20 protein-coding genes and 1 pseudogene are annotated in these 26976 nt (G+C 72.6%); 14 read left to right on the top strand and 7 right to left on the bottom strand.

The window, feature by feature from the left end; genetic code table 11:
- The first annotated feature begins 21 nt into the window (after positions 1-21).
- Together NAEX_RS17945 and NAEX_RS17940 are read left to right on the top strand one after the other, a co-directional pair.
- On the top strand, positions 22-744 hold the full coding sequence (locus tag NAEX_RS17945) for an SIR2 family NAD-dependent protein deacylase (protein ID WP_096328701.1): 723 nt from the start codon (positions 22-24) through the stop codon (positions 742-744).
- Positions 741-1265, top strand: a complete 525-nt coding sequence (locus NAEX_RS17940; protein ID WP_096328700.1) for a GNAT family N-acetyltransferase — start codon at positions 741-743, stop codon at positions 1263-1265. Before NAEX_RS17945 ends, NAEX_RS17940 begins: the two co-directional genes overlap by 4 nt.
- A gap of 144 nt (positions 1266-1409) precedes the next feature.
- Here NAEX_RS17940 and NAEX_RS17935 read toward each other — a convergent pair whose 3' ends face one another.
- Positions 1410-2228, bottom strand: a complete 819-nt coding sequence (locus NAEX_RS17935) for a hypothetical protein (protein ID WP_096328699.1) — start codon at positions 2226-2228, stop codon at positions 1410-1412.
- A gap of 49 nt (positions 2229-2277) precedes the next feature.
- Here NAEX_RS17935 and NAEX_RS17930 point away from each other — a divergent pair, with 49 nt between their 5' ends.
- The 3 genes and pseudogenes from NAEX_RS17930 to NAEX_RS54555 form a co-directional block, all read left to right on the top strand.
- Positions 2278-2568, top strand: coding sequence for a hypothetical protein (locus tag NAEX_RS17930; protein WP_170135806.1), 291 nt, complete (start codon positions 2278-2280; stop codon positions 2566-2568).
- 81 nt (positions 2569-2649) lie between these two features.
- Positions 2650-4350, top strand: a complete 1701-nt coding sequence (locus tag NAEX_RS50380) for an IgGFc-binding protein (protein ID WP_170135805.1) — start codon at positions 2650-2652, stop codon at positions 4348-4350.
- Positions 4351-4435: 85 nt separating this feature from the next.
- Positions 4436-4636: pseudogene (locus NAEX_RS54555) on the top strand (HEAT repeat domain-containing protein); the annotation flags it as partial.
- 128 nt (positions 4637-4764) lie between these two features.
- Here the strand turns inward: NAEX_RS54555 and NAEX_RS50375 are convergent.
- Both NAEX_RS50375 and NAEX_RS17920 read right to left on the bottom strand, forming a co-directional pair.
- A complete protein-coding gene (locus NAEX_RS50375) occupies positions 4765-5040 on the bottom strand; it encodes a hypothetical protein (protein ID WP_170135307.1) in 276 nt (91 codons plus the stop codon).
- Positions 5041-5135: 95 nt separating this feature from the next.
- Positions 5136-5453: a helix-turn-helix transcriptional regulator gene (locus NAEX_RS17920; RefSeq protein ID WP_096333649.1), complete on the bottom strand. Its 318-nt coding sequence runs from the start codon at positions 5451-5453 to the stop codon at positions 5136-5138.
- 621 nt (positions 5454-6074) lie between these two features.
- Between NAEX_RS17920 and NAEX_RS17915 the strand changes: the two genes are divergently transcribed.
- From NAEX_RS17915 to NAEX_RS17905, 3 genes are read left to right on the top strand one after another with little or no spacing between them, the layout of a single operon-like run.
- Positions 6075-7775: a helix-hairpin-helix domain-containing protein gene (locus NAEX_RS17915; RefSeq protein ID WP_170135804.1), complete on the top strand. Its 1701-nt coding sequence runs from the start codon at positions 6075-6077 to the stop codon at positions 7773-7775.
- 17 nt (positions 7776-7792) lie between these two features.
- Entirely contained in the window at positions 7793-8983 is a 1191-nt protein-coding gene (locus tag NAEX_RS17910) for an NADH:flavin oxidoreductase (protein WP_211302428.1), read from the top strand.
- Complete coding sequence (locus NAEX_RS17905) at positions 8980-9777, top strand: SDR family NAD(P)-dependent oxidoreductase (protein ID WP_096328695.1); 798 nt, start codon at positions 8980-8982, stop codon at positions 9775-9777. The genes NAEX_RS17910 and NAEX_RS17905 overlap by 4 nt, the downstream gene beginning before the upstream one ends.
- Position 9778: 1 nt before the next feature.
- On the opposite strand, the gene NAEX_RS17900 is transcribed toward NAEX_RS17905, so the two are convergent.
- Entirely contained in the window at positions 9779-10858 is a 1080-nt protein-coding gene (locus tag NAEX_RS17900) for a hypothetical protein (protein ID WP_096328694.1), read from the bottom strand.
- Positions 10855-12735 carry a S8 family serine peptidase gene (locus NAEX_RS17895; RefSeq protein WP_096328693.1) on the bottom strand — a complete coding sequence of 627 codons (1881 nt, stop codon included), beginning with the start codon at positions 12733-12735 and terminating at the stop codon, positions 10855-10857. Before NAEX_RS17895 ends, NAEX_RS17900 begins: the two co-directional genes overlap by 4 nt.
- 227 nt (positions 12736-12962) lie before the next feature.
- Here NAEX_RS17895 and NAEX_RS17890 point away from each other — a divergent pair, with 227 nt between their 5' ends.
- Positions 12963-13880, top strand: coding sequence for a PAS domain-containing protein (locus NAEX_RS17890; RefSeq protein ID WP_096328692.1), 918 nt, complete (start codon positions 12963-12965; stop codon positions 13878-13880).
- Positions 13881-14050: 170 nt separating this feature from the next.
- Positions 14051-15796: an NHL repeat-containing protein gene (locus NAEX_RS17885; RefSeq protein WP_096328691.1), complete on the top strand. Its 1746-nt coding sequence runs from the start codon at positions 14051-14053 to the stop codon at positions 15794-15796.
- Between the two features lie 152 nt (positions 15797-15948).
- On the opposite strand, the gene NAEX_RS17880 is transcribed toward NAEX_RS17885, so the two are convergent.
- Positions 15949-17232, bottom strand: a complete 1284-nt coding sequence (locus tag NAEX_RS17880; RefSeq protein WP_100793227.1) for a sensor histidine kinase — start codon at positions 17230-17232, stop codon at positions 15949-15951.
- A gap of 344 nt (positions 17233-17576) precedes the next feature.
- On the opposite strand from NAEX_RS17880, the gene NAEX_RS17875 reads away from it, so the two are divergent.
- The 4 genes from NAEX_RS17875 to NAEX_RS50370 are packed head-to-tail and all read left to right on the top strand — an operon-like array spanning position 17577 to position 24946.
- Positions 17577-18560: an ADYC domain-containing protein gene (locus tag NAEX_RS17875; protein ID WP_096328689.1), complete on the top strand. Its 984-nt coding sequence runs from the start codon at positions 17577-17579 to the stop codon at positions 18558-18560.
- A gap of 4 nt (positions 18561-18564) precedes the next feature.
- On the top strand, positions 18565-21294 hold the full coding sequence (locus NAEX_RS17870; protein WP_096328688.1) for a serine/threonine-protein kinase: 2730 nt from the start codon (positions 18565-18567) through the stop codon (positions 21292-21294).
- A gap of 42 nt (positions 21295-21336) precedes the next feature.
- Positions 21337-24594, top strand: a complete 3258-nt coding sequence (locus NAEX_RS17865; RefSeq protein ID WP_096328687.1) for a serine/threonine-protein kinase — start codon at positions 21337-21339, stop codon at positions 24592-24594.
- A gap of 13 nt (positions 24595-24607) precedes the next feature.
- Positions 24608-24946: a DUF2325 domain-containing protein gene (locus tag NAEX_RS50370; RefSeq protein WP_211302427.1), complete on the top strand. Its 339-nt coding sequence runs from the start codon at positions 24608-24610 to the stop codon at positions 24944-24946.
- Between the two features lie 200 nt (positions 24947-25146).
- Here NAEX_RS50370 and NAEX_RS52150 read toward each other — a convergent pair whose 3' ends face one another.
- Complete coding sequence (locus NAEX_RS52150) at positions 25147-26940, bottom strand: ribosomal protein L7/L12 (protein ID WP_211302426.1); 1794 nt, start codon at positions 26938-26940, stop codon at positions 25147-25149.
- Positions 26941-26976: the final 36 nt, after the last annotated feature.

Genomic DNA, 26976 nt, shown 5'->3' with positions numbered 1-26976 from the left:
GCGGGTCGATACCATCTCGCCATGTCAGGGCCGCATTTGCGCGATTTCAAGCGGATCGTCTTCTTCACCGGCGCCGGCATGTCGGCCGAGAGCGGCGTGCCCACCTATCGCGGGGCCGGCGGGATCTGGAAGGAGTACGACTATCGCCGCTACGCCTGCCAGGAGGCGTTCGTCCGCGATCCCGCGGCCGTGTGGGAGTTCCACAACTACCGCCGCGGCCTGGTGGCGGCCTGCTCGCCCAACCGCGGGCACCACATCGTCGCCCGCGCCGGTCAGCGCTCCGCTCGCGTCACCGTGGTCACCCAGAACATCGACGGCCTGCACGCGCTCGCCGGCAGCCGCGAGATCCTCGAGCTGCACGGCAACCTGTGGCGCGTCCGCTGCGACACCTGCCGCGTCAAGCAGCAGGACGGCCACGTGATCCGCGAGCAGCTGCGCTGCGACGGCTGCGGCGGCTGGTGGCGGCCCGACATCGTGTGGTTCGGCGACATGCTCAGCGAGCCCATCCTCGACGCCGCTCAGGCGGCGATCGAGGAGTGCGATCTGTTCGTCTCGATCGGCACCTCGGCGGTCGTCTACCCGGCCGCCTACCTGCCCGAGTACGCCCGCAAGGCCGGCGCCGTGCGCGTCGAGATCAACCCCGAGGAGACGCCGGCGTCGTACCTCTACGACGTCCACCTGCGCGGGCCGGCCACCGAGATGCTCGCGCGGCTGGCCGACGGCGACCCGGAGCTGCTGGCGTGACCGCCGCCCGCGCCCCGGAGACGCTGACCACGGCGCGCCTGCAGGGCGCTCGCATCACCGCCGACGACCGCCCGTTCTACCGCGCGCTGTGGCAGGACCCGGAGGTGACGCGCACGCTCGGCGGCCCGCGGACGCTGGCGCAGATCGACGCGAAGATCGATCGCCTGGTGGCGATGTGGCCGGACCAGGGCTTCGGGGTCTACACCCTCCGCGAAGGCGACGTCGCCCGCGGCTACGCCGGCCTGGCCCCGACCGCCGCCGGCGGCCACGCGAGCGTCGAGATCCTCTACGGATTCGCCCCGGCGGTGTGGCGCCGCGGCCTGGCCACCGAGGTCGCCGGCGCGCTGGTCCACCTGGCGCTCGACGTGCTCGCCCTGCCGGAGGTGTGTGGATTCACCTGGACCGAGAACGCCGGGTCCCGCCGGGTGCTCGAGCGCGCCGGGCTGATCCATCGATTCGACTTCGTCCTGGCCGACCTGCCGCACCGCTACTACAGCCTGTCTCGCTCGTCTCGCGATTGATGGGGCCCGCGCGGGTCGTTGCATTCATGGCACCGCGAGCGGGCTCGGCCGCGGCGCGACGCGGCGGGCGCGAGCGGGAAGACGGCGCCTCCGTCACCCGTAACTTAAAAAGCATGTCGGAAGAGACATGCTCTTTAGGGCACGTCACTCCGGAACGAACACGGCGAACAGCGCCGCGTCGCCGCAGCAGCCGCCGGTGCGGACGGCGCTGTCGAACACGTTGGCGCCGACGGCGAGGTCGATCGCGTGGGGGCCGGCGCCGGGCAGCAGCGCCTCGTTGGCGAGCACCAGGTGGCCCTGGCCGCCGGAGGCCGGCAGCAGCATCTCGGCCTGGTGGAGCACCGCGCCGCCGTCGCGGAGCTGGCTGACGAGGGTCTGGGTCTCGGCGCCGCAGACCGCGTTCGGGTTGGTGTCGGGGCTGCCCTCGACCACCGACATCAGCAGCGCCTGGGTCCCGGGCGGCGTATCGATCGGCAGCGCGAGGATCGGGCTCATCATCGTCTGCCACACGTAGGTCGCCTCGAAGCCCTGCGTCGCGTACCAGCTGGTGTAGGCCACGCGCTCGCAGCCGGGCGTCGGGTCGGCGTACCACACCGTCAGCGTCGAGCCGGCGCGGACCGCCAGCGCGCCGTCGGTGCAGGGCGCGGAGCCCTGGTACATCGGCACCTTCACGCGGTCGCTGGCGTCGGTGAGCAGGCCGTAGCCGAGGTTCTGCTTGGTCACCGGCTGGTAGCCGCTGCACAGGTCGTCGCCGATCCCGAAGCCGTACTCCGACTCGCCGACCAGCACCGTCGCGTTCCAGAAGTGGATCTCCGGCACCGACTGCGTGTGCTCGATCGTCAGCGTCGCGCGCGCGACCGCCGGGCCGCGGTGACGCAGCGGCACGTCGAACACGTCGACCGCCGCCATCGCCCCGCACGCGAGCAGGACGTCCTGCGTCAGCGTGAAGGTCTCGCTGGTCACCGGCGCGCATTCGCCCGGGCCGGTGGTGATCGCCGTGGTCCCGGCCGGCGTGGTCGAGGTCGCGTCGCTCGTGCTCGCGTCGCTCGTCGTCGAGGTCGTCGAGGTCGAACTCGACGTCGTCGGGGCGACGCTCGTGGTCGCGCTCGCGGTCGTCGCGTCGGTGGTCGCCGCGGCGGTCGCGGACATCGTCGAGGTCGACGAATTCGCGGTCGTGTCGCTGGTGGGGCTGCCCGCGGCGCAGGCCGAGGCGATCAGGAGAAGCCCGCACGCGCCCTGGGGCCGGAACCGGACGAGCAGTGGCATGCCCCCGTCATCGTACGCGAGCGTGGGGTCGGGATGACCGTGTGAGAACTCGCGCCCGCACCTCGCCCGGGCGGGTGAGTGCGGGTCCTATCGTGAAGCTCTGCTCGAGGTTCTTCGCATGCACATCGTTTCTCCGCGGCTCGCTCCCCTCGGCTCGCTCCTGCTCCTGCTCGCTGCCTGCAGCGACGACGGTCGCAGCGAGACCTCCGCCCCGATCACGGGGGTGTCCTCGATCGCCAGCCTCGGCCCGACCGGGAGCCCCACGACCGAAGAGCCCGGCACCGAGTCCGCGAGCGGGCCGACCACGACCGGCGGCAGCACCACCACGCCGGCGGGGCCGACCGAGGCGACCGCGGCGAGCAGCGATTCGACCCCGAAGTTCGACTTCGGCAACGAGATGCAGCCGGACTTCGGCGGACCGGACGAGGGGCCGATCATCCCCGAGAACTGCGACCAGGCGTCGGCCGGCAAGAGCACCGTGGGCTGCCGCTTCTACGCCGTCGACATGGACGCGCACGACCAGGTCGAGACCTCGCAGTACGCGATCGCCGTCGCCAACGTGCAGCTCGCGACCCCCGCCAACGTCGTCGTCGAGGTCAAGAACGGCGGCGTGTGGAGCCCGGTCGGCGGGCCGCAGGCGGTCGCTCCGCTGTCGCTCTACACCTTCAACCTGCCCGACCGCCACATCGACGACTCCGGCGTCAACCCGGGCGGGGCCTATCGCGTCACCTCCGACGTGCCGGTCGTCGCCTACCAGTTCAACCCGGTCGACGGCGCCTCCTCATTCCTCTCGGACGCGGCCATGCTCTACCCCGCGGCCGCGCTCGACACGATCAACCGCGTGACCGCGTGGAAGTCGATGTACGACAACACCAACGGCTTCCAGCACAGCTACGTCACCGTCATCGCCACCGTCGACGGGACGATGGTGCAGGTCGAGCCGAGCGTGGTGACCGCGGCGGGCCCGAGCGTGCCGCAGGGCGCCCCGGGGGCCCCGTTCACGATCCCCCTCAACGAGGGCGACGTGCTCTCGGTCGCCGTGCAGTCGATCCCCGACAGCATGACCGGCACCAAGATCAACAGCAACGAGAACCACCCCGTCGCCGTGTTCGCCGGTCAGGAGTGCGCGCTCATCCCCGAGTCGACCTGCTGCTGCGACCACATGGAGGAGCAGCTCGCCGGGGTGCGGCAGTGGGGCAAGCACTTCATCGCCTCGCGCATGCCGATCCGCAGCGGCGGCTCGCCCGAGAACACGCTGTGGCAGATCTACGCCTCCGAGAACGGCACCAACGTCACCATCCACGCCGACGCCGGGGTGACCGGGATCCCCGCCACCAACTTCGTGCTCAACGCCAACCAGATGAGCGAGTTCTACGCCACCGGCCCGGCGACCGAGCCCGGTGACTTCGAGGTCATCGCCGACAAGCCGATCGCCGTCTACGGCTACATGGTCGGCGCCGAGGCGTTCGGCAGCTCGATCGGCGACCCGGCGATGGTGCAGATGGCCCCCGTCGAGCAGTACCTGCCGCGCTACGTCGTCCTCGTGCCCGGCACCTGGACCAATGACGTCGCCGTCGTCACTCGCCCGGTCGGCGCCGTCATCACCATGGACGGTGTCCCGATCTCCGACGCCGAGTTCAACCCCGTCGGCGCCAGCGGCTACGAGGTCGCGCGGATCGCCTGCGCCGACGGCGTCCACGTGTTCGACGGCGGCGACTCGCCGTTCCAGGTCATCATCGTCGGCTACGACCAGCACGACTCCTACGCGTACCTCGGCGGCACCGGCACCGGGAAGATCAACCCCAACCCGCCCGGCTGACCGTGGAGCTGCGCGGGCTCGTCGACGCCAGGCTCGCCGCCTACCCGGGCGACGGACTGCGTTCGCGCGGGACTGCTTCTCGGTCCGCGCCCGGATCTACCGCTCGCTCGGCCAGCGCCCGCACCCGGCCGCGATCGCGGCGCTGCACGAGGGGACCGACGATCCGCACCCGTTCGCCCGCACCCAGGCGGTGCGCCCGCTCGGCTGGTGCGCCGACCCGACCTTCGTCCACCGCCTCCGCGAACTCGCGGTCGCCGATCCGCACCCCGAAGTCCGCCGCACGGCGGCCAGGGCGGTCCAGCGAATCGTCGGCGACTGGACCTGGTACGGCGAATGGTCGGCGATCGCGGCCAGCGAATCGCGCACCGCCGCCGTCGTTCACGAATTCGTGGCCGCCGGACTGCCCGCATTCGCCTACGAGGTGGCGATCCACAGCGGCCGGGCCGACGACGGCGAGCCCGCGCGCTCACCGAGGCGCTGGAGCCCGAGGCCCTGCGCCGCGACCTCGCCGAGCCGGCCGCAACTACGATTACTGTTCCCCGAGGCGGCGGCCGTCGCGGCGAACCCCCATCTGCGCTCACCGACGCCGCCGCGCTGGCCGCCTGCACCGAGCCCGGCGCCGAGGGCTTCGAGGCGCGTCGGGTGCTCCGCCGGCGCGAGCTCGGGACCGACGCCCAGCGCCGACGTCACCGCATCGACTGGTCGTAGGTCCCGGCGACCTCGGAGTCATGAATCCCCGCGGCCGTCCGCGGCCCGATCGGTCACACGCGCCGGCGACCTCGGAGTCATGAATCCGCGGCGGCTCGGCGCTGGGTGATGAGCTGCAGCAAGTCGCCGACCTGGCGGTGGCGGGCGATCGAGCGGCGCAACGGCTGGCGGGCATGCACCAAATAACGATTGCGGCGACCGTTCCGCTCGCGCGTGATGTAACCCGAGGTCGCCAGTTCCTTGACGATCCGCTGCACGCCCCGTTCGGTGAGGCCGACTTCGGCCGCGACGTCGCACAAACGAATCTCCGGATCTTGCGCCAGGCACAGCAAAACGTGCGCATGGTTGGTCAGGAAGGTCCAGCTATCTGGGTTCTCGGGCATGAGTTCGCTCATCGTCGAAAGCGTCCAGGGGGTCTTCGATGTTGCGGCAAGGGGCTGGAGGCGTCAACGGCGAGGCCCCCGCCCGTCTGCGAGCCTGCGCATCCCAATGCACACTCGGTGTTCATGCCGGCGCGACGACGGCGCGGCGCAGCGGACTCGTCAGGACAGATGAACTCGAATGCGCCGATCGACGGCGCAAGTCGCTCAGGTCCGACGCCCCGGGCGCTCGCCGGAGGCCGTGGGCGCCGCGGCTCCATGCGCGTGGCCCGGAAGCCGGCGAGGATGGAGAGCAGCAGCGGCGCAAGCGGGCTCGCCCGCCGCCACCCGCCGGGCCTTCGCGGGGCGGAAAAACCCGGTCCGCCGGCGGCCGGGGCCGTGATCGATGTGCCCCGCCCGTGCAAGCAGGATTGTTCGGCCACCTTTCGGTCCTGTCATCTCGGCCTCGAACATGTAGTAAAGGCCAGCACCCTCGCGCACCCGGATGTGCCAGCGGCCGCTCGGGCTTCGACGACGTTGAGTCGACGCACGGCCGATCGACCCCCGTCGCGGCCGCCCGCGTCGGTGCCGACCCGGCGACCCGGCGTCCGCAAGCTTTACGCGTGCGCTCGCCGGCGTTCGGCGCCATCTCGGAGCATGGCGCGCGCCGCCGCGAAATCACATGTCCCTGCGGACAGCTCCGATCGCGCCGCCAACCTGCGCGTCGCCGCGGTGTTCGGCGAGATCGCCGACCTGCTCGAGGTGGAGGGGCAAAATCCGTTCCGGATCCGCGCCTACCGCAACGCGGCGCACGAGCTCGGCGGACTCGGCCGCGACCTCGCGGCGATGGTCGCGGCCGGCGACGACCTCACCGAGCTGCCGGGCGTGGGCGAGGACCTCGCCGGCAAGATCGCCGAGATCGTCGACACCGGCCGCTGCGCCGTGCTCGACGAGCTGCACCGGGCGTGGCCGCCGACGATCCACGACGTCATGCGCGTCCCCGGCGTCGGCCCGAGGCGCGCGCGCACCCTGTTCGAGCGGCTCGCGGTGCGCAGCCTCGCCGACCTGCAGGCCGCCGCGGAGCAGCAGAAGATCCGCGAGCTGCCCGGGTTCGGGGCCACCAGCGAGCGCAACATCCTCGACGCGCTGGCCGGCCTGCTCGGCACCGGTCGCCGGCTGCCGCTGGCCGAGGCGCGCGTCCACGGCGAGCGCCTGCTGGCCCGCCTGCGCGGCGCCCCCGGAGTGCTCGAGGCCGTGATCGCGGGTAGCTACCGCCGCGCGCTGGCCACCGTCGGCGACCTCGACTTCCTCGTCACCGCCCGCAGCCACAACGGCGCGATCGCGGCGCTGGTGGGCGCGCCCGACGTCGTCCACGTGCTCGCCGAGGGCCCGACGCGCGCGACCGTGGTGCTGCGCTCGGGCCTGCAGGTCGACCTGCGCGTGGTCGGCCGCGACAGCTTCGGCGCCGCGCTGCACTACTTCACCGGCAGCAAGGCCCACAACATCGCCGTCCGCCGCCTCGGCGTCGCCCGCGGGCTGAAGATCAACGAGTACGGGGTGTTCCGCGGCGAGCGCCGCGTCGCCGGGCGCACCGAGGCGTCCGTGTTCGCGGCCGTCGACCTGCCGTTCATCCCGCCCGAGCTGCGAGAGAACCGCGGCGAGATCGCGGCCGCCCGCGCCGGCGCGCTGCCGGAGCTGGTGCGGGCCGAACAGCTGCGCGGCGACCTCGTGCTGGTCGAGGCCGGCGACGAGCCGAGCGCCGTGGTCGCGGCCGCGGCCGCAGCGGCGCGAGCCCGCGGGCAGCAATACCTGCTGATCGTCCACGAGGTGCCGGGCCGCGCGCGCACGAAGCTCGACTGGGACGCGCGCGTCCGGGCCGCCGCGGCCGCCTGCGCCGAGCACGACCTGGCGCCGCTGCAGGGGCTGGAGCTCGATCTTTCGCAAAGGACATGTCCTGAAGTGCAGGTCGACTTCCGCGCCGCCCGATTGTCGCACGCCGCGCGCGCCGGCTCGCCCCCGGCGCTGCTGCGGATCGTCGGCGGGCCGCGCGAGGCCGAGGCGGCGCGCGACCCGACCGCGCTGGTGCGCCTGGCCGTCGACGGGGCGCTCGCGGTCGTCGGCGACCCCTCGCGCTTGCCGGCGCTCGAGCCCGAGCTGCAAGCGGCCCGCGCCGCCGGGGTGCCGGTGGTGCTCGGCTCCGGCGGCGAGCCGGGCGGGGGCCAGGCGTCGCGGCTCGAGCTGGCGGTCAGCCAGGCCCGTCGGGCGTGGATCGAGGCCGACGGGGTGATCAATTCCCGCTCGCTGGCGGAGGTCCGGCAGCACCTGTCGCCGCGGCGTCCGGCCCGGCGGCGGGCGTGATAAGCTGGCCCGGCCCCGTGACGAACCAGCTCTTCGAGCCATGTACGATCGGACCTGTCCGATTGCGCAACCGCAGCATCCGCGCCGCCGCCTTCGAGGGCATGTGCCCGGGCCACCTGCCGTCGCCCGAGCTGCTGGCGTACCACCGCGAGGTCGCCGAGGGCGGGGTCGGCATGACCACGGTCGCCTACGCCGCGGTCGAGCAGAGCGGCCTGTCGTTCCCGCACCAGCTGTGGCTGCGGCCCGAGGCGGTGCCGGGCCTGCGCGCCCTCACCGACGTCGTCCACGCCGCCGGGGCGCGCGCGTCGATCCAGATCGGTCACTGCGGCAACATGGCCAAGGCCGCGGTCGCCGGCGGCCGCGCGCTCGCCCCGTCGGCCCTTTTCAACCTGTACGGGCCGGTGTGGCCGCGCGCCATGGACCAGAGCGACATCGACCGCGTCGCCGCCAGCTTCGGCCGCGCCGTCGCGCTCGCGCGCGAGGCCGGCTTCGACGCCGTCGAGGTCCACGCCGGCCACGGCTATCTCATCAGCCAGTTCCTGTCGCCGGCCACCAACCACCGCCGCGACGGCTACGGCGGCCCGCTGGCGCGGCGCATGCGATTCATGCGCGAGGTGATGGCCCGGGTCGTAAAAGCCGCGCGCGGCGAGGTCGCGGTGCTGGTCAAGGTCAACATGCGCGACGGCTTCCGCGGCGGCGTCGAGCTCGACGAGGCGATCGAGGTCGCGCGCACGCTCGAGCAGGACGGCGCCGACGCGCTGGTGCTGTCGGGCGGGTTCGTCAGCCGGGCGCCGATGTACATCATGCGCGGCGCCATGCCGACGCGGGTGATGGGCCGCCTCATGACCGACTGGACGCTGCGCCTCGGGCTGGCGCTGTTCGGCCAGACGCTCATCGCCCCGTTCCCGTACAGCGACAATTACTTTTTGCAAGACGCTCTGGCGATTCGTCAGGCGGTGCGCATGCCGCTGGTGTACATCGGCGGCGCCGCCTCGCGCGCCGCGATCGACGAGGCGCTGGGCCACGGCTTCGTCGCGGTGGCGATGGCCCGCGCGCTGATCCGCGATCCTGCCTTCATTCGCAACCTCTCCACGGCCGACGGCGCCGCCGCGGCGTGCGATCATTGCAACTACTGCGCGGCCCGGATCTACACCACCCACATGGCCTGTCACCACCGCGAACCACCGCCGGCGAGGCTGCGCGCATGAACGTCCCCGGCAGCACCGCGCTGGTGACCGGGGCCTGCTCCGGCATCGGTCTGGCGATCGCGCGCCGCCTGGCGGCCCGTGGCCACGGCCTCGTCCTCGTCAGCAACCGCGAGGAGCCGCTCGCACGGGCGGCCGCCGAGATCGCCGCGGCCCATCCGGTGCAGGTGCAGGCGATCGCCCAGGACCTCGCGGCGCCGGACGCCGCCGAGGCGCTGGTCGCCGTCCTCGACGCTCGCGGGCTGGAGATCGACATCCTCGTCAACAACGCCGGCGTGTTCTTCTTCGGCGAGGCCGTCGACGCCGACCCGGCGCGCGCGCGGGCGATGCTGCAATTGCACGTCACCACCCCGTCGCTGCTGTGCACCCTGCTCGGCGCCCGCATGCGCGCCCGCCGGCGCGGGCGGATCCTCCTCGTCTCGAGCATCTCGGCCTGGCGGCCGTTCCCCGGCATCAGCTACTACGCCAGCAGCAAGGCCTACCTGCGCAGCTTCGCCGCCGCGCTGCGCAGCGAGCTCGCGGTCTACGGCGTCGGCGTCACCTGCCTCGCGCCCGGCGCGACCGCGACGGGCCTCTACGACCCGGACGTCGTACCTGTCGCAAGAGCCAGGCGGCTCGGGGTCATGATGGACGCCGAGGTCGTCGCCGAGGCCGAGGTGCAGGCGCTGCTGCGCGGCGACGCGCTGTGCGTGCCGGGGCTGGTGACGCGGGCGATGACGACGGCGGCCGTGCTGACGCCGCAGCCGGTGATCGACTGGCTGCGCCGGCGGGCGCCGTGGCTGCGACCGCGGTCGTGAGTCACTCGGCGGCGATCGGCAGGGTCAGCACGGGGGCGGTGCCCTTGATCTCCCCCGACTGCAGCTCGAGCACCTGGGCGATGAACGAGAACGTCGACTTGGAGTCGAGGTCGTTGTCGGCGATCCAGAACCACAGCCCGCGGTAGTACACCGAGACGTAGGCGTTCTTCGGCTCGCGCGCGCCGTGGCGCACGCGCATCAACGTGCCGGTCAGGCGGGCCCAGTCGAACACCTCGCCGGCGTCGTCGCGGGTGGTGGGCACGCGGCCGACGGCGTAATCCTCGGGCGGGACCTCGACCCCGTGCGATACGTAGTACATGCCGCCGAGCAGCGAGCGCGGCACCAGCTGCACCGCCCCGACCTCGCCCGGGCGCGGCGCCTCGGTCAGGGTGATCTTGTAGGTCGGGCCCGGCAATCCGAGCAGCGCGCACAACCTGGCGACCCTCGTGTCGGTGTCGTCGCCGCGGCGGGTGAGCGTCAGCGTGAGGCCGTTGCCGGCGACGCTCGGCAGGTAGGTCAGGTCGACCAGGCCGTCGGCCCACAGCGAGCGCATCAATTCGGTCGCCGCGAAGAACGCCTCGAACTCGGGCGCATTGTGAGGAGTCGGCCCCGACGCCCGCGGGGCGTTCTGCAGCGGCCCGAGCTTCTGCACGAAGACGCGGAAGATCCGGTCGATCGCCCAGCCCGCGTGATATAATAACAAGATGTCGCTCAGCTCGACGGGGCTGAGGAATTGCGTGCCGAAGCGCGAGCCCTGCAGCGGGGCGTAGGTGATCGTCGGGCGCTCGATGTAGGAGACCGCGCTGCCGGGGGCGACCGAGCTGTTGGGCGGAGCGATCGTGCCGCCGAGGCCGGCGCCGAGCTCGAGCGAGAGGCTGCTCGAGATGCTGGTGACCTCGAGGAACAGCGGGGCGTCGCGGTAGCGCAGGCGGACCAGGTTGAGCAGCAGCTGCTCGATGTTGGTCTGTTGGATCGCGGCGTTGTAGGTCCCGCGGCCGTAGCGGAGCGAGCGGGGGCCGACGGCGCCGCAGGCGAGGGTCGTGGCGGAGAAGAGAACCAGGGCTGCTGCGGTGCGCCTCACTGCGGGCGCGAGGATACTCGAGAACGCGGCCTTCGGCGGCGCAGGGCCGCGAGCCCGAGCAGCAGGCCGAGGGGCGCCCCGCGGCCGCGCGTCGAACAGGCGCAGCCGTCGTCGCCGCTCGCCCCACCGCCGCTGTCGCTCGCTCCGCTGCTCGTGCTCGGCTCGTCGGCCGCGGTGGTGCCCGACGTCGGTGTCGCGGTCGACGCTTCGGACTCGCCGGTGTCGCTGCCTCCGCCGGTCGTCGGGGCGCAGGCGAGGTCGCCCTCGCCGTCGCAGTCGCTGTCGATGCAATCGTCGGGGTCCTCGGGCGCGCCCGGCCGGCGCGCCGGGTCGGCGTCGTCGCAATCGCCGGCGCACGGCAGGACGCCGTCGCCGTCGCCGTCGACCTCGCCGTCCGGCACCACGGCGTCGCAATCATCGTCGCGCCCGTCGCACACCTCGGCCGCGCCCGGGTGGCGCGCCGGGTCGCCGTCGTCGCAGTCGTCGCCGCCGCAGGCGCTGGCGAAGTGCCCGTCGCCGTCGCCGTCGGTGCACGTGCAATACAGCCCCGCGGCCGCGTAACCGTCGATCATCCCCCAGCCGCCGTCGTTGTCCGGCGCGTCGGGGTGCGACGCGGTGGTGCGCAGGAGCGCCAACATCTCGCCCGGCGTGAGCTCGGGGTAGGCCTCGAGCAGCAACGCCCCGACGCCGGCGGCCAGCGGGGTGGCGAAGCTGGTGCCGTTGCCCTGCAAATATTCATTGTCGGTCCCCGGGCGGACCACCCACACGTCCTTGCCGGGCGCCAGCAGGTCGGGCTTGGTCCGCCCGTCGCTGGTCGGCCCGCGCGACGAGAAGTCGGCGACGACGCCGTCGAGGTTGGTCGCGCCGAGCGCGATGATGCCGTCGACGTCCGCCGGGGCGATCAGCGTCCCCGGCTCGGGCCCCTCGTTGCCGTTGGCGGTGAACATCACCAGCCCGTTGGCGAGCGCCACCATCGCGGCCTGCGACACCACCGCGGTCTTGCCGTCGTATTGCGGGTGCTCGTACCAATCGAAGTACCCGAGCGAGGCGGTGAACAGGTCGGCGCCCATGCCCTCGATCCACTCGAGCCCGGCGACGTAGAGATCTTCCTCGTACGGCTCCTCCTCGTCGACGCGCTCGGTCTTGGCCAGGATCACCGACACGCCCGGCGCGACCCCGGAGTACGCGTCGCCGTCGTCGCCGGCGAGCAGCGACAGCACCATCGTCCCGTGGCGGTCCTGGCCCTCGCCGTCGCCCGGCTCGTCGGCGACGACGTCGTCGCCCTGCACGAAGTCGCGGCTCGCCAGCACGTGCAGCCCGGCGAACGCCTGGTGCTGCAGCGAAAAGCCGCTGTCCTGCACGCCGATCACCACCCCCGCGCCGGTCAGTCCGCACTCGCGCAGCGCCGGCACGCCGAGCAGCGCGAGCTGGGTCTCGGCGACGCCGAAGGCCGCGGACGGCGACGGTTCGGCGGTCCCCAGCGGGGCGTGATCGGCTCGCTGCGCGCGGGCGACCGGCCGCAGCCCGGCGACGAACGGCAGCCCGGCGATCGCGGCCCGCTGCGCCCCGTCGGCCTCGACGCTCACCGCATTGAGCCAGCGCGAGGTGGTACGGATCCGCACCCCCGTGGCCGCGATCGCCTGCACGTACTGCGATGCCGGGGAAAGATCGCGGACGTCGACGCCCCGGTCGCCACGGACTCGCACGCGCCGACGCATCGTCCGCGGCGCCAGCTCGTCGGCCCGTCGCGCCAGCGCTGCCTCCAGTTCGTCCGCATTCACCCGCTTGTCGGCGAAGAACACCCACGTCGGCGGGTCGCTCGCTGGCGCCGGCGCCAGCAGGACGGTGGCGATGGCGAGAGCGGCGATCAGCGGCACGAGAGGGGTCCTTCCTCGCGACCGGTCTGCGCCGGCACACGACGCCGCATTATCGCCGGCCGGCCGCGCGCCATCGGAGCCGCGGGCGCGCGAAGGCGTGAGCCTTGTCTCGGTCGTTCGCCCCCACGGCAGCAATTGATGGCACCACGCGGATCGAGGTATCGCGGCTCCAGGTGCCTGCGATTACGATCGGTGAGGCCCCGCTCGCCTTGATAGACTGCGGGCCCGTGACGGCACGAGACGAGGAGATCGAGGCGCTGCGCGCGGCCCTGCGCGCGGCGGAGACCCGGGTGGCGGAGCTCGAGCGCGACCGGCACGAGCTGGCGCTGCGCGAGCGACTGCTGCGCGAGCGGCTCGACGGGCTGGCCATCCACATCCCGGGCATCTTGTGGGAGAGCTACTTCGAACAATCGCCGCAGGAGATGACCGTCGATTACGTCAGCGACCGCATCGAGCCGATGTCCGGCTACACGGTCGAGGAATGGAAGCAGCCCAATTTCTGGCTCGAGCTGATCCACCCCGACGACCGCCCGGGGGCGATGGCCGACGCGAGCAAGGTGTTCCAGGCCGGGCGCGGCGAGTCGTCGTATCGCTGGATCACCCGCGACGGGCGCACGCTGTGGGTCACGAGCCGGATGTCGCTGATCCTCGGCGAGGACGGGGCGCCGGTCGGCATCCGCGGGGTGACGATGGACGAGACCGGCATCAAGCAGGCCGAGGCCCAGCGCCTCGAGATGCGCATGCGGGAGGAGGTGATCCGCGCCCAGGACGAGGCCTTGTTGGCGCTGTCGACCCCGCTGATCCCGATCGACGACGAGACCGTGGTGCTGCCGCTGATCGGCACGCTCGACCCTCGCCGGGTCGAACGCGTGCTGCAGACGATGCTCGAGGGGGTGGCCACGACGCGCGCCCGCACGGTGATCCTCGACATCACCGGGGTGCCGGAGATCGACGCGCAGACCGCCGACGCGCTGCTCCGGGCCGCCCGTAGCACGGCGCTGCTGGGCGCCGAAGCGGTGATCACGGGGATCCGCCCGGGCCTGGCGGCGACGCTGGTCGGCCTCGGCGCGGACCTCGGCTCGCTCGTCACCCTCGGCACGCTCAAGGCCGGTATCGCCTATGCGATGAATCGCCGCCGCGGCTAGCGTGCCGGCCGTATCGACCGACGCCTCCCCCTCGCGCCTTGCAGCGCTGTCAGGTCCCGCAAGCGGCGCGTCGAAGTCGTGACAATGGGCGAAACCGCGCGGAATGTGAGGACGCCCGAAGGCCTCGGCAGACGCGCCCCGCGTTGCGCCGCCTGTGGTATGAGCCGGCGATGCGACGCTCCGCCCCGCTCCTCTGCGCCTTCGCCCTCGCCTGCGGCACCGACGACGCCGCCACCGAACAGGCCGCGACCGACACCGCGGACACGACCACGGACGGCACTGCGAGCACCGCGGAGACGAGCACCACGAGCGACAGCGCCGGCACCAGCGACAATGGCACGATCGCCACGACCACCGAATCGACGCCGACGACCACCGCGCCGACGACCGGCCAGGGCCTGACCGAAGGGACATCCACGACCGACACCTCGACCTGTCGGCCGGGCGAGCAGAACCCCTGCTACACCGGCGACCCGGCCCACGCCGACGTCGGCAACTGCAAGTCGGGCCTCGCCCAGTGCGAGGACGGCGAGTGGGGCGCGTGCGTCGGCGACGTGATGCCGGCGCCGGAGACCTGCGAGTCGCGCGGCGACGACGACTGCGACGGCGTCGACCCGTGCACGGGCGACGGCGCGGCGGCGTGGCACAACGCGTGGGGCGACGCGGCGGACCAGCGGGCGCTGGCGGTCGCGTTCGACCCGAGCGGGGCGGTGGTGGTCCTGGCCCAGGGGGCAGGTACGTCGAACTTCGGCGGCAGCGACCTGACCAGCGCCGGCAGCCACGACGTCTACGTCGCCAAGTTCGCGGCCGACGGCGCGCACGAGTGGAGCCAGCACTTCGGCGACATGGCGACCCAGCTCGGCGACGGCTGGGGCCTCGACGTCGACGCGGGCGGCGACATCGTGATCGCCGGCGACTTCGCCGGCACGATCGACCTCGGCGGCGGCCCGCTGGCGGCCGAGGGCGACCGCGACGTGTTCGTCGCCAAGCTGTCGCCGACCGGCGAGCACGTGTGGAGCGCGGCGCACCCGTCGACGGGCTCGGCGATCCCGCGCGACCTGGCGATCGACGCGTCGGGGGCGATCGCGGTCGTCGGCTACTTCACGCAGTCGCTCGACCTCGGCGGCGGGCCGCTCTTGGGGCAGGGCGACTCGCTCGACGCGTTCGTCGCCAAGTTCGCCCCGACCGGCGAGCACGCGTGGAGCTTCCACTTCGGCGACGACACCGAGCAGGACGCGCGCGCGGTGGCGGTCGACGGCGACGGCAATCTCTACGTCGGCGGCTCGTTCCAGGGCACGATCGACCCGGGCAACGGGCCGCTGGTCAGCGCCGGCAGCAGCGACGTGTTCCTCGCCAAGCTCGACCCCGAGGGCGCCGCGCTGTGGGCGGCGAGCTGGGGCGACGCCAAGGAGCAGAAGCTGTCGGCGATCGCCGTCGACCCGCAGGGCCGCGTGACCACCACCGGCCACTTCGTCGGCGCGCTCGACTTCGGCGGCGGCCCGCTCGAGGCGCCGATGTACCGCGGCTTCGTCGCCCAGTTCGCGGCCGAGGGCGGCGCCCACGCGTGGTCGAAGCTGCTCGGCGACGGCATCGTCTGGCCGGCCGACCTCGCCGTCGACGCCACCGGCACCCTGGTGGTCGCCGGCCACTTCTACAGCGACAACGACTTCGGCGGCGGCGCGCTGCCGTGGGCCGGCATGCGCGACGCGTTCGCCGTCAAGTACACCTCGGCCGGCAGCCACGTGTGGAGCAAGCACTTCGGCGACGCGACCGAGCAGGAGGCCGACGGCGTCGACGTCCGCCCCGACGGCACCACGGTCGTCTCCGGCGCGTTCTACGGCGACGTCGACCTCGGCGGCGGCCCGCTGACGAGCAAGGGCCTGTTCGACGGCTTCGTCGCCGTGTTCGCGCCCTGATCGGCGGCCGCCGCTGCAATCATCACAGGCGGGGAACCGCCCGACTCGCGATTCGCGCGCCGTCTGCCGCCCTCGCGACGTGACGTGTCTGAACGAGCATGTCCAGCTGAACATGCCTTTTTGGCAATGTTCTTGAGGACATCAACAGGAAATCAGAAGGCCGACACGAGGACCCCGGCCTCGCGCGGGTCGCGGGCGGTCGCGGGCACCTGGACGCGGAACACCGAGCCCTTGCCCAGCTCGCTCTCGGCGCTGATGTCCCCGCCCAGCAGCATGCAGTAGTGGCGGCACAGCGCCAGGCCGACGCCGAGGCCGCCGAAGCGGCGCGTCGGCGAGTCGTCGGCCTGCGAGAACGGGGTGAACAGCCGCGGCAGGTAGGCCGGGTCGATGCCGACGCCGGTGTCGCGGACGCTGAGGAGGTACACCGGGCCGGTGAGGGTGGCCATGGGCTCGACGCGCAGCTCGACGAGGCCGTCGTGGGTGAACTTGCAGGCGTTGCCGAGCAGCTGCATGAGCACCTGGCGCAGGCGCGTGCGGTCGCTGCGGATCGTGCCGAGCTCGCGCGACAGCTTGAGCTTGAGCTTGTTGCGCCCGCGCTCCGCCAGCGGCGTCACCGCGGCCACGCACTCGTGGACCAGGTCGTGCAGCGCGAACTCCTCGATGTGCAGCTCGAACTTGCCGGCCTCGAGCCGCGCCAGGTCGAGCACGCTGTCGATCAGCGCCAGCAGCTCGTGCGCGGCGCCGAGGATCCGCGCCAGGTCGGCCTTCAGCTCGTCCGGCTCGGCCTCGTCCGGGTGCTCGAGCAACAGCTCGGTGTAGCCGACGATCGCGTTGAGCGGCGTGCGCAGCTCGTGGCTGATCTTGAGGAGGAAGGACGTCTTGGTCCGACTGGCGTCGAGCGCCTCCTCGAGGATCCGTCGCCCGCGCTCCACCTCGGACTGCAGCGCATGGTTGGCCCGGGTGAGCGCGACGAGCCGGCCCTCGGTCCCGGCGACGTGCTGGCCCCGGAGATCTCGCAGCTCGGCCCGCACGCCGGCCAGCTCGCCCTCGCGGCGCCGGAGCGCGTCGTCACGCGCCTCGCCGCGGCGCTGCTCCGCTGCAGCGAGCAGGCCGACCGCGGCGACCGCCGCCGTCGCCGACCACGCGGCCGAGCCGGCGCCCGCGATGAAGAGGCCCGCACCTGCGGCCACCCCGAGCGCCACCGCGGTGATCCCCGTAGCCGCGCTGGTGGCATGCACGGAGGCCGCCGCCACCGGCAACAACAAACACCAGAGCGGCGCCGTCGCCCCCGCGGCACTCGGCGCCGCGATCGCCAGCACCACGACGATCACTGACCAGAGGAGCGCACCGATGCGAACCCCGGAACCCTCGCCGTGCCCCAAGAACACCGTCGCCGCGACGTGTCCTCCGAGGAGGATCGCGCCGCCGACGATCACGGTCAAACGATGTTCGCTCCCAGCGGCCACAGCCACGCCAGTGAGCAAGGCGAGGCTTGCGATCACCAACACCAGCCGCGAGCCGGTGTCACGCGACGACACCACACTTGCGGAGCGCCCGTCTCGTCGCGCGTGGTCTTCGCCGGTCGTCATCGGAGCAGAGGTCACCTCCATCATAGAAGGTGCGACCCGTGCTGCGCCACGTCCCGGCGTGAGCCGACCCAACGAGCACCAGGAAGCCTCTGACGGCCGTGAAATACGCACGCGCGTTCTCGCCCGGCACCCGAGCCTTCACTCCGCGGAAACCGACGGATAGGATCGAAGATCAGCGGAGCTTTCTTTTTGTGGAGGAGGGAACGATGGCGTTCAAGTTCGGCGTGGTGAGTGGTGCGGTGGTGCTCGCGCTCGGATCTCTCGGCTGCGACGAGGTGGACGGGGATGACGAGGCGGTCGGGTTCGGCGACGAAGAGGTCGTTCAGCCGCGCAGCACCCAAGAGAACGGCTGGAACCTCAACGGTTGGAACCTCAACAACTGGAAGCTCAACGGGGCGAGACTCAACGACACGAAGCTCTACAGGGACGCGAACCAGACCGAATACATCCAACTGCATGATATCTGGCTGCCCGACGGCGACTATGTGACCAGCGGCTCGCTGGTGGGCGGCATGCTCAAGGTCGGCGACTACACCGACTGGGAGGTCGAAGACACGACCTTCGACTTCATGGTGAAGGAGGGCGCGACGACGTACTGGAAGTACGTCTGGCTCAAGTACGCCTATCCCGTGCCCGGCTTCACGGACGTGTGGGAGTACGACCTGGATCTCCAGGTCTCTCTCATCAACCAGCCGCTGTGCGTCGACGGACAGGGTAAGCGCACTCGTGCGCTGCTCCTCGGCGACGTGTGGGATCCGGCCACCGGCGCGAAGACCTTCCCGCGGCCCGACAAGGCGCTGACGTTCGCGTGCAAGGACGGCGCGCTCGCCAAGTGCGTCCTGTTCGGCTACCGTCCGTGGGCCACCGTGAACGGCGTCTCGCTGGCCGACTATCATCAGGCCTGCACCCGAATGGTGCGTGCGGACTACTGCGGCGACGGACAGTCGCACACGACGCTCGGCACTCCGATCCACGTCCTCGACCAGCTCGGCATCCAGAACGCGGACGCGAACACCCCGTACGTCGTCGAGGCCGAGTGGGGCCCGAACGGCGCCGTCTGCCTGAATCCGAGCAACGCCCGCAAGCCCAACCTGACGCTCGGCTGCAACATCCCGACCTGCGGCGCCCCGTTCGCATCCGGCGGTTTGATTCAGAGCGGCAAGATCGTACCCTGAGGGGGTGACCGAAGGCGCAGAGCCCGCCGCGATCGGCCCGTTCGTCGTCCTGCGCAAGCTGGGCGAGGGCGGCATGGGGGTCGTCTACGCGGGCTACGACGTCGCGCTCGACCGCAAGGTCGCGCTCAAGCTGATCCGCCGCTCGCTGATCGACCGCAGCGAGGTGCGGGCCCGCATGATCCGCGAGGCGCAGGCGATGGCCCGCCTGTCGCACCCCAACGTGGTGCAGGTGTACCAGGTCGGCGAACACGGCGACGGCATCTACGTCGCCATGGAGTACGTCGAGGGCCAGACGCTGACGGCGTGGCTGCGCACCGAGAAGCGCCCGTGGCAGCTCGTGCTGCGCACGGTGGTCGCGGCCGGCCGCGGCCTGGCGGCGGCCCACGCGGCCGGGCTCGTGCACCGCGACTTCAAGCCCGACAACGTGCTCGTCAGCAAGGACGGGCGCCCGTGCGTCCTCGACTTCGGCCTGGTCCACGCCGAGAACAGCCCGGCGCTGCCGATCGGCGGCCTCGACGTGCGCACCTCGGTCACCGGCCTGCCGACGATCTCCCGCATGTCGACGCAGCCGTCGGGCCCCGGGCTCGGCGCCAGCGGCAGCGGCCAGACCGACCGCGGCGATGTGCTCGACATCCGCCTGACCCGCGCCGGCAAGGCTCTCGGCACGCCGGCGTACATGTCGCCCGAGCAGCACTTCGGCGACGAGGCGGTCGGCCCGGCGTCGGACCAGTTCAGCTTCGGCACCACGCTCTACGAGGCGCTCTACGGCTCGCGCCCTTTCCCCGGGGCGACGTGGGAGGAGATCAAGCGCGAGGTCCGGCGGGGGATCGTACCGCCGCCGCCGCGCGACTCGGCGGTGCCGGGGCGGATCTTTCGCATCATCGTCCGCAGCCTCGCGCCGACGCCGGACATGCGCTGGCCGAGCCTCGAGCACATGCTCGCGGCGCTCGAGCGCGACCCGCGAAAGACGATGCTGCGCGCGGCCGGGATCGTCGCTGTGGCCGGCGCCGCGGCAGCCGGAAGCTACGCGCTGGCGCTGTCGCAGCGCGAGGCGTCGATGCAGTGCCAAGGCCTGGCCGCGGAGCTGGCAGGGGTGTGGGACGACGCGCGCGCACGTGCGGCCGAGCGGGCCTTCGTCGCCACCGGCTCGCCGTTCGCGGCCGACACCTGGCGTCGCGTCGACGCCCGCCTCGACGCCTACGCGCTCGCGTGGACCGAGGGCCGCACGCAGGCGTGCGAGGCGCACGCCAGCGGTTCGCAGTCGACCACGCTGTTCGATCGGCGGACCGCCTGCCTCGCGCGCCGTCGGGCCTATTTGTCCGCGCTGGTCGACGTATTCATCGCCGCCGACCGCTCCGTGATCGAAAATGCCGTGCAGGCCACCGCGGCGCTGCCGAGCCTCGAGTCGTGCGCCGACGCCGACGCGTTGCTGGCCGCCGTCGCCCCGCCCGACGACCCGCACGCGGCGGCCCAGGTCGATGCCCGGCGCAGCCAGCTCGCCCGCGCCGCCGTGCTCGAGGGCACGGGGCAATACGCCGAAGGGCTGCAGCTGGCCCGTGAGGTCCGCGCCGCTGCGGAGGAGCTGCACTACCCGCCGCTCACGGCCGAAGCCGCGCTCGGCGAGGGCAGCCTGCTCATGGCCGTCGCTCGCGTCGACGAGGCGGAGGCGGCGTTGACCGCGGCGCTCAAGCTGGGGATCGTCCATGGGCTTGACGCGATCGCGGCCGAGGCGGCGGCCAAGCGGATCTTCGTCGTCGGCGAAGGTCAGGGTCGCCGTCGGTTCGCGCTGGACGACCGACCGGTGGCCGAAGCCCTGGCAGAGCGGGCCGACGACGACCGGATCGCCGCGCTCCTCCACAATAACCTCGGCGCCGTCTACGAGCGCGAGAACGCCGACGTACCGGCCCGCGAGCAGTACATGCGCACGCTGGAGCTGCTCGGCCGCAATGCCGGTCCGCCCGACCCGCTGATGGCGATCGTTCATCACAACCTCGGCGGGCTGCACCAACGTTACGGCCGGCTCACGGAGGCCCGTGAGCAGTTCGTCCGCGCCCGCTCGCTGTTCTCGGAGCTGCTCGGCGAGCGCCATCCGATGGTCGCGCACCCGATCGCCAGCCTCGCCGAGATCGACCAGCTCGAGGGCAAGCTCGACGCGGCCGCCGAAAATTACAACCGAGCCCTCGCGCTCATGGAGGAGCTCTACGGTCCCGAACACCTGTACCTCTTGCAGCCGCTGGGAGGCCTGGCGAAGCTTCAAGCGACTCGCGGCGACACGGCGGCAGCGGTGGCCACGTATACCCGCGGGATCGCCATCGGCGAGCGAGCCGGCACCACGCATCCATACTACAGTCAAGCTCTGGTCGGTCTGGCCGAGCTCGTCCCGATCGCCGAGGCGCGCAGCCTGCTCGCCCGCGCCATCACCGCCTACGAAACCGACGGCGGGCCCAAGAACCCGGCGATCGCCCCGGTGGCCGTCCGCGCCGGCGAGCTCGCGGTCGCCGCGAACGACCTTCCTGCGGCGCGTCAGTGGTTCGAGCGCGTGCTGGCCGATGCGACAGGTTCCAAAGAACAGCTGGCGACGCGTGCGCTCGCGGCCCTGAGGCTCGCCCGTCTCCTCCTCGACGCCGGCGAGCGCCAGCGGGCCTGTTCGTTGTTGCTCGACGCCCGCGTCGGCCTGACCGGCGACGCGCCCAGGGCCGACCTCGACGCGCTCGAAGCCGCCTGCGCGCGCTGAGGCGATCGGCTACGCTGTGACCACGCCGAGGCCGGACACTGCGTGACCGAGGACGTGCACCCCGCCAAGATCGGTCCGTTCGTCGTGACCCGCAAGCTGGGCGAGGGCAGCATGGGCATCGTCTATGCCGCCCAGGACGCCTCGCTGGCGCGAGAGGTCGCGCTCAAGGTGCTGTCGCGGCGGCACTTCGACAACCGGCAGGTCCGCGCTCGCATGGTCCGCGAGGCGCAGGCGCTGGCGCGGCTGTCCCATCCCGACGTCGTGCAGGTGTATCAGGTCGGCGAGCACGACGACGAGATCTACGTGGCCATGGAGTACGTCCACGGCCAGACGCTGAAGTCGTGGCTGCGCGCCGGGAAGCGCCCCTGGCAACTGGTGCTGCGCACGTCGATCGGCGCCGGACGAGGTCTGGCGGTAGCGCACGCGGCGGGGCTCGTGCATCGCGACTTCAAGCCCGACAACGTGCTGGTCGGCGACGACACCCGGGCGCGGGTGGTCGACTTCGGCCTGGTCCACGCCGACGGACAGGTCCTGGCTTCCAGCCCGGACGAGTCCTCGCCGCAGGAGATCGAGGCGATGTCGCTGTCGCAGGCCTCGACCCGACTCCAACCCGTCGATGAGCCGCAAGGGATGCTTCTCGGCGATCGGTTGACGCGCACCGGGATGATCGTCGGGACGCCGACGTACATGTCGCCCGAGCAGCACTTCTTCGGCGTCATCGGGCCGGCGTCGGATCAGTTCAGCTTCGGGGTCACGCTCTACGAGGCGCTCTACGGCGTGCGGCCGTTCCTCGCCGCGAGCTGGGAGGAGCTGCGGCTGAAGGTCCGCCGCGGGATCGTGCCGCCGCCGCCGCGCGACTCGCCGGTGCCGAAGCGGGTCTTCCGCATCATCGCCCGCAGCCTGGCGCCGACGCCGGACCTGCGCTGGCCGAGCCTCGAGCAGATGCTCGAGGCGCTCGAGCGCGACCCGCGAAAGACGGCGCTGCGGGCGGCCGGCATCATCGCCGTCGCGGGCGCAGCGGCGACGGGCAGCTACGCGATCGCGGTGTCGCAGCGCGAGGCATCGCAACCGTGCACCGACCTGGCAGCGGAGCTCGTGGGGGTGTGGGACGGCGCCCGGGCCACCGCAGCGGAGCAGGCCTTCACCGCCACCGGCTCGCCGTTCGCGGTCGACACCTGGCGTCGCGTCGACGCTCGCCTCGACGCCTACGCGCTCGCCTGGACCGAGAGCCGCACGGACGCGTGCGAAGCCCACGCCAGTGGTTCGCAGTCGACCACCTTGTTCGATCGCCGCACCGCCTGTCTCGCCCGCCGACGCGCCCACCTGTCGGCGCTGGTCGACGTGTTCATCGCCGCCGACCGCTCCGTGATCGAAAACGCCGTGCAGGCCACCGCAGCCCTGCCGAGCCTCGAGTCGTGCGCCGACGCCGACGCCCTGCTCGCAGCCGTCGCCCCGCCGGACGACCCGCACACGGCGGCCGAGGTCGAGACTCGACGCAGCCAGCTCGCACGAGCGGCCACCCTCGAGGGTACTGGCCACGACGCCGAAGGCCTGCAGCTCGCCCGTGAGGTTCGCGCCGCCGCGGAGGAGCTGCGCTACCCTCCGCTGGCCGCCGAGGCCGCGCTGGGCGAGGGCAGCCTGCTCATGGCCGTCGCGCGGGCCGAGGAGGCCGAGGCGGCCTTGACCGCGGCGCTCAAGCTGGCGCTCGTTCACGGCCTCGACGCCGTCGCTGCGGAGGCGGCCGCTCGGCGAGTGTTCGCGCTGGGCGAGGGCCTCGGTCAGCGAGTGGCCGCGCTCGCGGGCGAGGCGGTCGCGGAGGCGCTAATCGAGCGCACGCGCGACGACGGGCGCATCGCGGCGCTCCTCCACAACAACCTCGGGGCCGTCTACGAGCTCGACGGCGCGACCGCTCGCGCGCGCGAGCACTACCTGCAGACGATCGAGCTGCTCGGCCGCCGCACCGGCGCGAGCGATCCGCTCCTCGCGGCCGTGCATCACAACCTCGCCGGTCTGTTGCGGCGCGAAGGTCGACTCGATGCGTCGCGCGAAGCCTATTCGCAGGCCGTCGCGCTGTTCTCCGAGCTCCTCGGCGAACAGCACCCGATGGGCGCGCACCCGCTCGGCGGCGTGGCGGACATCGACCTGCTGCAGGGCCGCCGCGACGCGGCGGCCGCCGCGTATCGCCGCCAGCTCGCCTTGATGGAGGCGACCTACGGCCCGCATCATCTCTACTTGCTGCACCCGCTGGTCGGCCTCGGCAAGGTCGGCCTTGCGATCGGCGACCTCGACACCGCCACCGCCGAGTTCCGCCGCGCGGTCGCCATCGGCGAGCAGCTCGGCACGACGCATTCGATGTACGCCGAGGCACTGGCCGGCCTCGCCGAGTGCTTCGCCGCCACCGACGTGGCCGAGGCCCGCGGCTTGCTGGCCCGCGCCATCGCGACGTACGAGGCCGACGGCGGCCCCACCAACCCCGCGATCGCGCCCCTGGCCGTGCGCGCCGGTGAGCTCGCGGTCGCCGCGAACGACCTGCCTGCGGCGCGTCAGTGGTTCGAGCGCGTGCTGGCCGATGCGACAGGTTCCAAAGAACAGCTCGACTCACGCTCGCTCGCCGCCCTCGGGCTCGCCCGCCTGCTCCTCGCGGCCGGCGAGCGGCAGCGCGCCTGTTCCTTGCTGCCCGAGGCCCGCGGCGTGCCGGGCGACGCGCCCAGGCCCGACCTCGACGCGCTCGAAGCCGCCTGCGCGCGCGGAGGCGATCGACCACGCCTTCGGATTGGAGCTCGCAGCGGCCGTCCTCGCTGCCTACGCCCGCAGCGCGCGAGCCCGTCACGCTGCCTACGCCCGCAGCGCGCCTACGCCCGCAGCGCGCGCGCGCGAGTTGTCCTCGCTGCCTACGCCCGCTGCGGGCACGAGCCCCGTCGCGCTGGCTTCTCGACCGCGACAGCGAGGTCCCCCTCTCGCTCGCCGTCGAGCCGCTCGCATTCCGCTGAACCCCTGGCCTCCCGCGCCGATGCGCGAACACGCGCTCTCTGCCGCGTCAGACGGCCGGCAGCGCGGCGGCGCGGCGACGGCGCAGGTGGGCGCGCCAGAGGCTCACGAGCAGCAGGGTCAGCATGGCGAGGGGGCTGGGGAGTGCACGCTATTCAGAATAGCGGAAACTTCTCTCGTGCCATGGAGCCGGCTGAGCTCGCTCGCAATTTCTTCCACCGTGGCCACACCTCCACTTTGGCCCCATTTTCGGCCGCGTCCGCCGCCCCGGCGCACTCCTCGGACAGATCGCCGTCCTGTTCAGTACCTTGAAAATTTCATTTTAATGAATTACTGTGGTGGCATGCGCGTGGGCATCGTCGGCGGTCTCGACCGGAGCGAACAGAGCTACCAGCGCGCCGTGCGCGCGATGGGCCACGAGCTCGAGCACCACACCGGCTACATGCGGGGCCACGCCTCGCTCGAGCTCGAGCGGCTCGTCGACCGCAGCGACCTCGTCGTCATCGTCACCGAGGTGAACAGCCACGGCGCGGTCCAGACCACCCGTCGGCTGCTGCGCGAGCGCTCGCGCCCGGCCGTGCTGGTGCGCAAGCTCGGCCTGTCGCGCCTGGTCGCGCTGGTCGAGGACCACGCCTCCGCCCTGGCCGCCGCACCTGGCCGCTAGGCCAGGTGCGCCAGCTTTCTTTCACAACATGTCCCTCAGGACACGTCACTCCCCGGCTCCGGATCGCGCCTGTCCCTCGAGACAGGCGCCGATCACCCGTTGACCCCGCGGCGGGGAAACGGGCGCCGCGGTCACGAGCCGAGCTGCCGGTTCCTCGCGAGCACCCGCACCCGGCCGCAGCCGGGCACGAACGACGGCGGTCAGCGCAGCTCGACCACCGCCCCGGCCTCGACGAGCGTCGCCTGCAGCTGGAGCGCGGTCGCCCGCTCGACCCTGGCCTTGATCAGCGTCGGCGCGGCCTCGACCAGGTCCTTGGCCTCCTTGAGCCCGAGGCCGGTCAGGGCGCGCACCTCCTTGATCACGGAGATCTTGTTGGGCCCGTGGCTCTGCAGGAACACGTCGACCTCGGGCGGGAGCTGGTCGCGGCGCCACGACTCGCACAGCTCGACCGTCGCGCCGAGCGCGGTCAGCCGCTGCGCCAGCGCCTCGGCGTCGGCGCGCCGCAGCCCCTCCCACAGCACCGCGCCGGGCGTCTCGGCCAGGTCCTTGGCCTCCTTGAGCCCGCAGTCGGTCTCCTCGCGGATCAGCTTGATCACCGCGATCTTCTGCGGCCCGCAGGCGCCGAGGACGACGTCGACCGGCGTCGTCGGGTCGGGGCCGTCGTCCTCGTCGTCCTCCTGGTCCGTCGTCCACGCCGGGCTGCGGACCTCGACGCGCGCGCCCACGGTCCTCAGCGCCTGCGCGAGCCGCTGGGCCTCGCCGCCGCCGAGGCCGTCCTTGACCATCACGTCGGTCGACTCGGCCAGGTCCTTGGCCTCCTTGAGGCCGAGGCCCGTCGCCTCGCGGATGATCTTGATGACGCTGATCTTGTGGGTGCCGAAGTGACGCAGGACCACGCCGTAGCCGACGGTCGGCTCGGGCAGCTGCACCCGCGGCGGCGGGGCCTCGCCGCAGACCGACACGCGCGCGTCCACGGCCGTCAGCGCCTGCGCGAGCCGTCGCGCCTCGTCCTCGCGCATGCCGCCCTTGATCACGACGTCGGTCGACTCGGACAGGTCCTTGGCATCCTTGAGCCCGAGCCCCGTGGCCTCGCGGATCAGCTTGATGACGTCGATCTTGCGCGTGCCGAAGTGGTGCAGCACCACCTCGAAGCCCGCGGCGGAGCTCACGGGCGGGCGCGGGGCCGGCGCGGGCACGTCGCGGACCGACACGCGCGCCTCCACGGCGGCGAGCGCCTGCGCGAGCGCCCGCGCCTCCGGCTCGCGCATGCCCTGCTTGACCGGCACGTCGGTCGACTCGGCCAGGTCCTTGGCGTCCTTGAGCCCGAGCCCCGTGTGGTCGCGGATCAGCTTGATCACGTCGAGCTTGCGCGTGCCGAAGTGGTGAAGGATCACCGCGAAGCCGGCGATCGGCTCGCTCGCGGCCACGCTGCGGGCCGGCGCCGGCTCGCTGGCGATCGGGCCCCACGTCACCGCCGCCGACTCGCCGCTGACCGCTCGCTCGGGCGGCGCGCCGGTCTCGTGGGCGCGGACCTCGACGGTCGCCCCGGCCTCGACGAGCTCGTGGCGCAGCGCCTCGGCCTCGTCCTGGGCGATCCGCCGCCGGACCAGGCACGGCGCGTCGTCGACCAGCTCGACCGCCTCGCGCAGGCCGAGGCCCAAGATCATCTTCAGCGCGCGCACCACCCCGATCTTGTTGGCGCCCTTGTCTTGCAGATACACGTCGAAGAACGCGGGCGCCGGCGCGGCGCCGTGGGTTCGCAGCTCGACCGTCGCGCCGGCGGCGACCAGCTTGACGCGCAGGGCCTCGGCCAGGGCGGGGGCGATCCGCGTCCGGATCGCCGTCGGCAGGCGCGCCACCAGCTCGGCGGCCGCGGCCGGCTCGAGGCCCGTCATCGCTCGCACCGCCTCGGTGACCGCCGCCAGGTTCGACCCGGCGTCGCGCAAGATCACGTCCTGCGGGATCAACTCGCCCGACTGGCCTCCGACCGTCATCGCTCGCCCTCCCCGGCGACGATACCCGAATCGCCG

The sequence above is a fragment of the Nannocystis exedens genome (genome assembly GCF_002343915.1).
In the GTDB taxonomy this organism is placed as follows: domain Bacteria; phylum Myxococcota_A; class Polyangia; order Nannocystales; family Nannocystaceae; genus Nannocystis; species Nannocystis exedens.
This window is presented reverse-complemented; position numbering and strand designations above follow the sequence as displayed.

Excerpts from the sequence above, each read along its gene's own strand:
- NAEX_RS17945 (WP_096328701.1), top strand. The coding sequence starts at position 22 with ATGTCAGGGCCGCATTTGCGCGATTTCAAGCGGATCGTCTTCTTCACC.
- NAEX_RS50380 (WP_170135805.1), top strand. The coding sequence starts at position 2,650 with ATGCACATCGTTTCTCCGCGGCTCGCTCCCCTCGGCTCGCTCCTGCTC.
- NAEX_RS17920 (WP_096333649.1), bottom strand. The coding sequence starts at position 5,453 with ATGAGCGAACTCATGCCCGAGAACCCAGATAGCTGGACCTTCCTGACC.
- NAEX_RS17915 (WP_170135804.1), top strand. The coding sequence starts at position 6,075 with ATGGCGCGCGCCGCCGCGAAATCACATGTCCCTGCGGACAGCTCCGAT.
- NAEX_RS17905 (WP_096328695.1), top strand. The coding sequence starts at position 8,980 with ATGAACGTCCCCGGCAGCACCGCGCTGGTGACCGGGGCCTGCTCCGGC.
- NAEX_RS17885 (WP_096328691.1), top strand. The coding sequence starts at position 14,051 with ATGCGACGCTCCGCCCCGCTCCTCTGCGCCTTCGCCCTCGCCTGCGGC.
- NAEX_RS50370 (WP_211302427.1), top strand. The coding sequence starts at position 24,608 with ATGAATTACTGTGGTGGCATGCGCGTGGGCATCGTCGGCGGTCTCGAC.
- NAEX_RS52150 (WP_211302426.1), bottom strand. The coding sequence starts at position 26,940 with ATGACGGTCGGAGGCCAGTCGGGCGAGTTGATCCCGCAGGACGTGATC.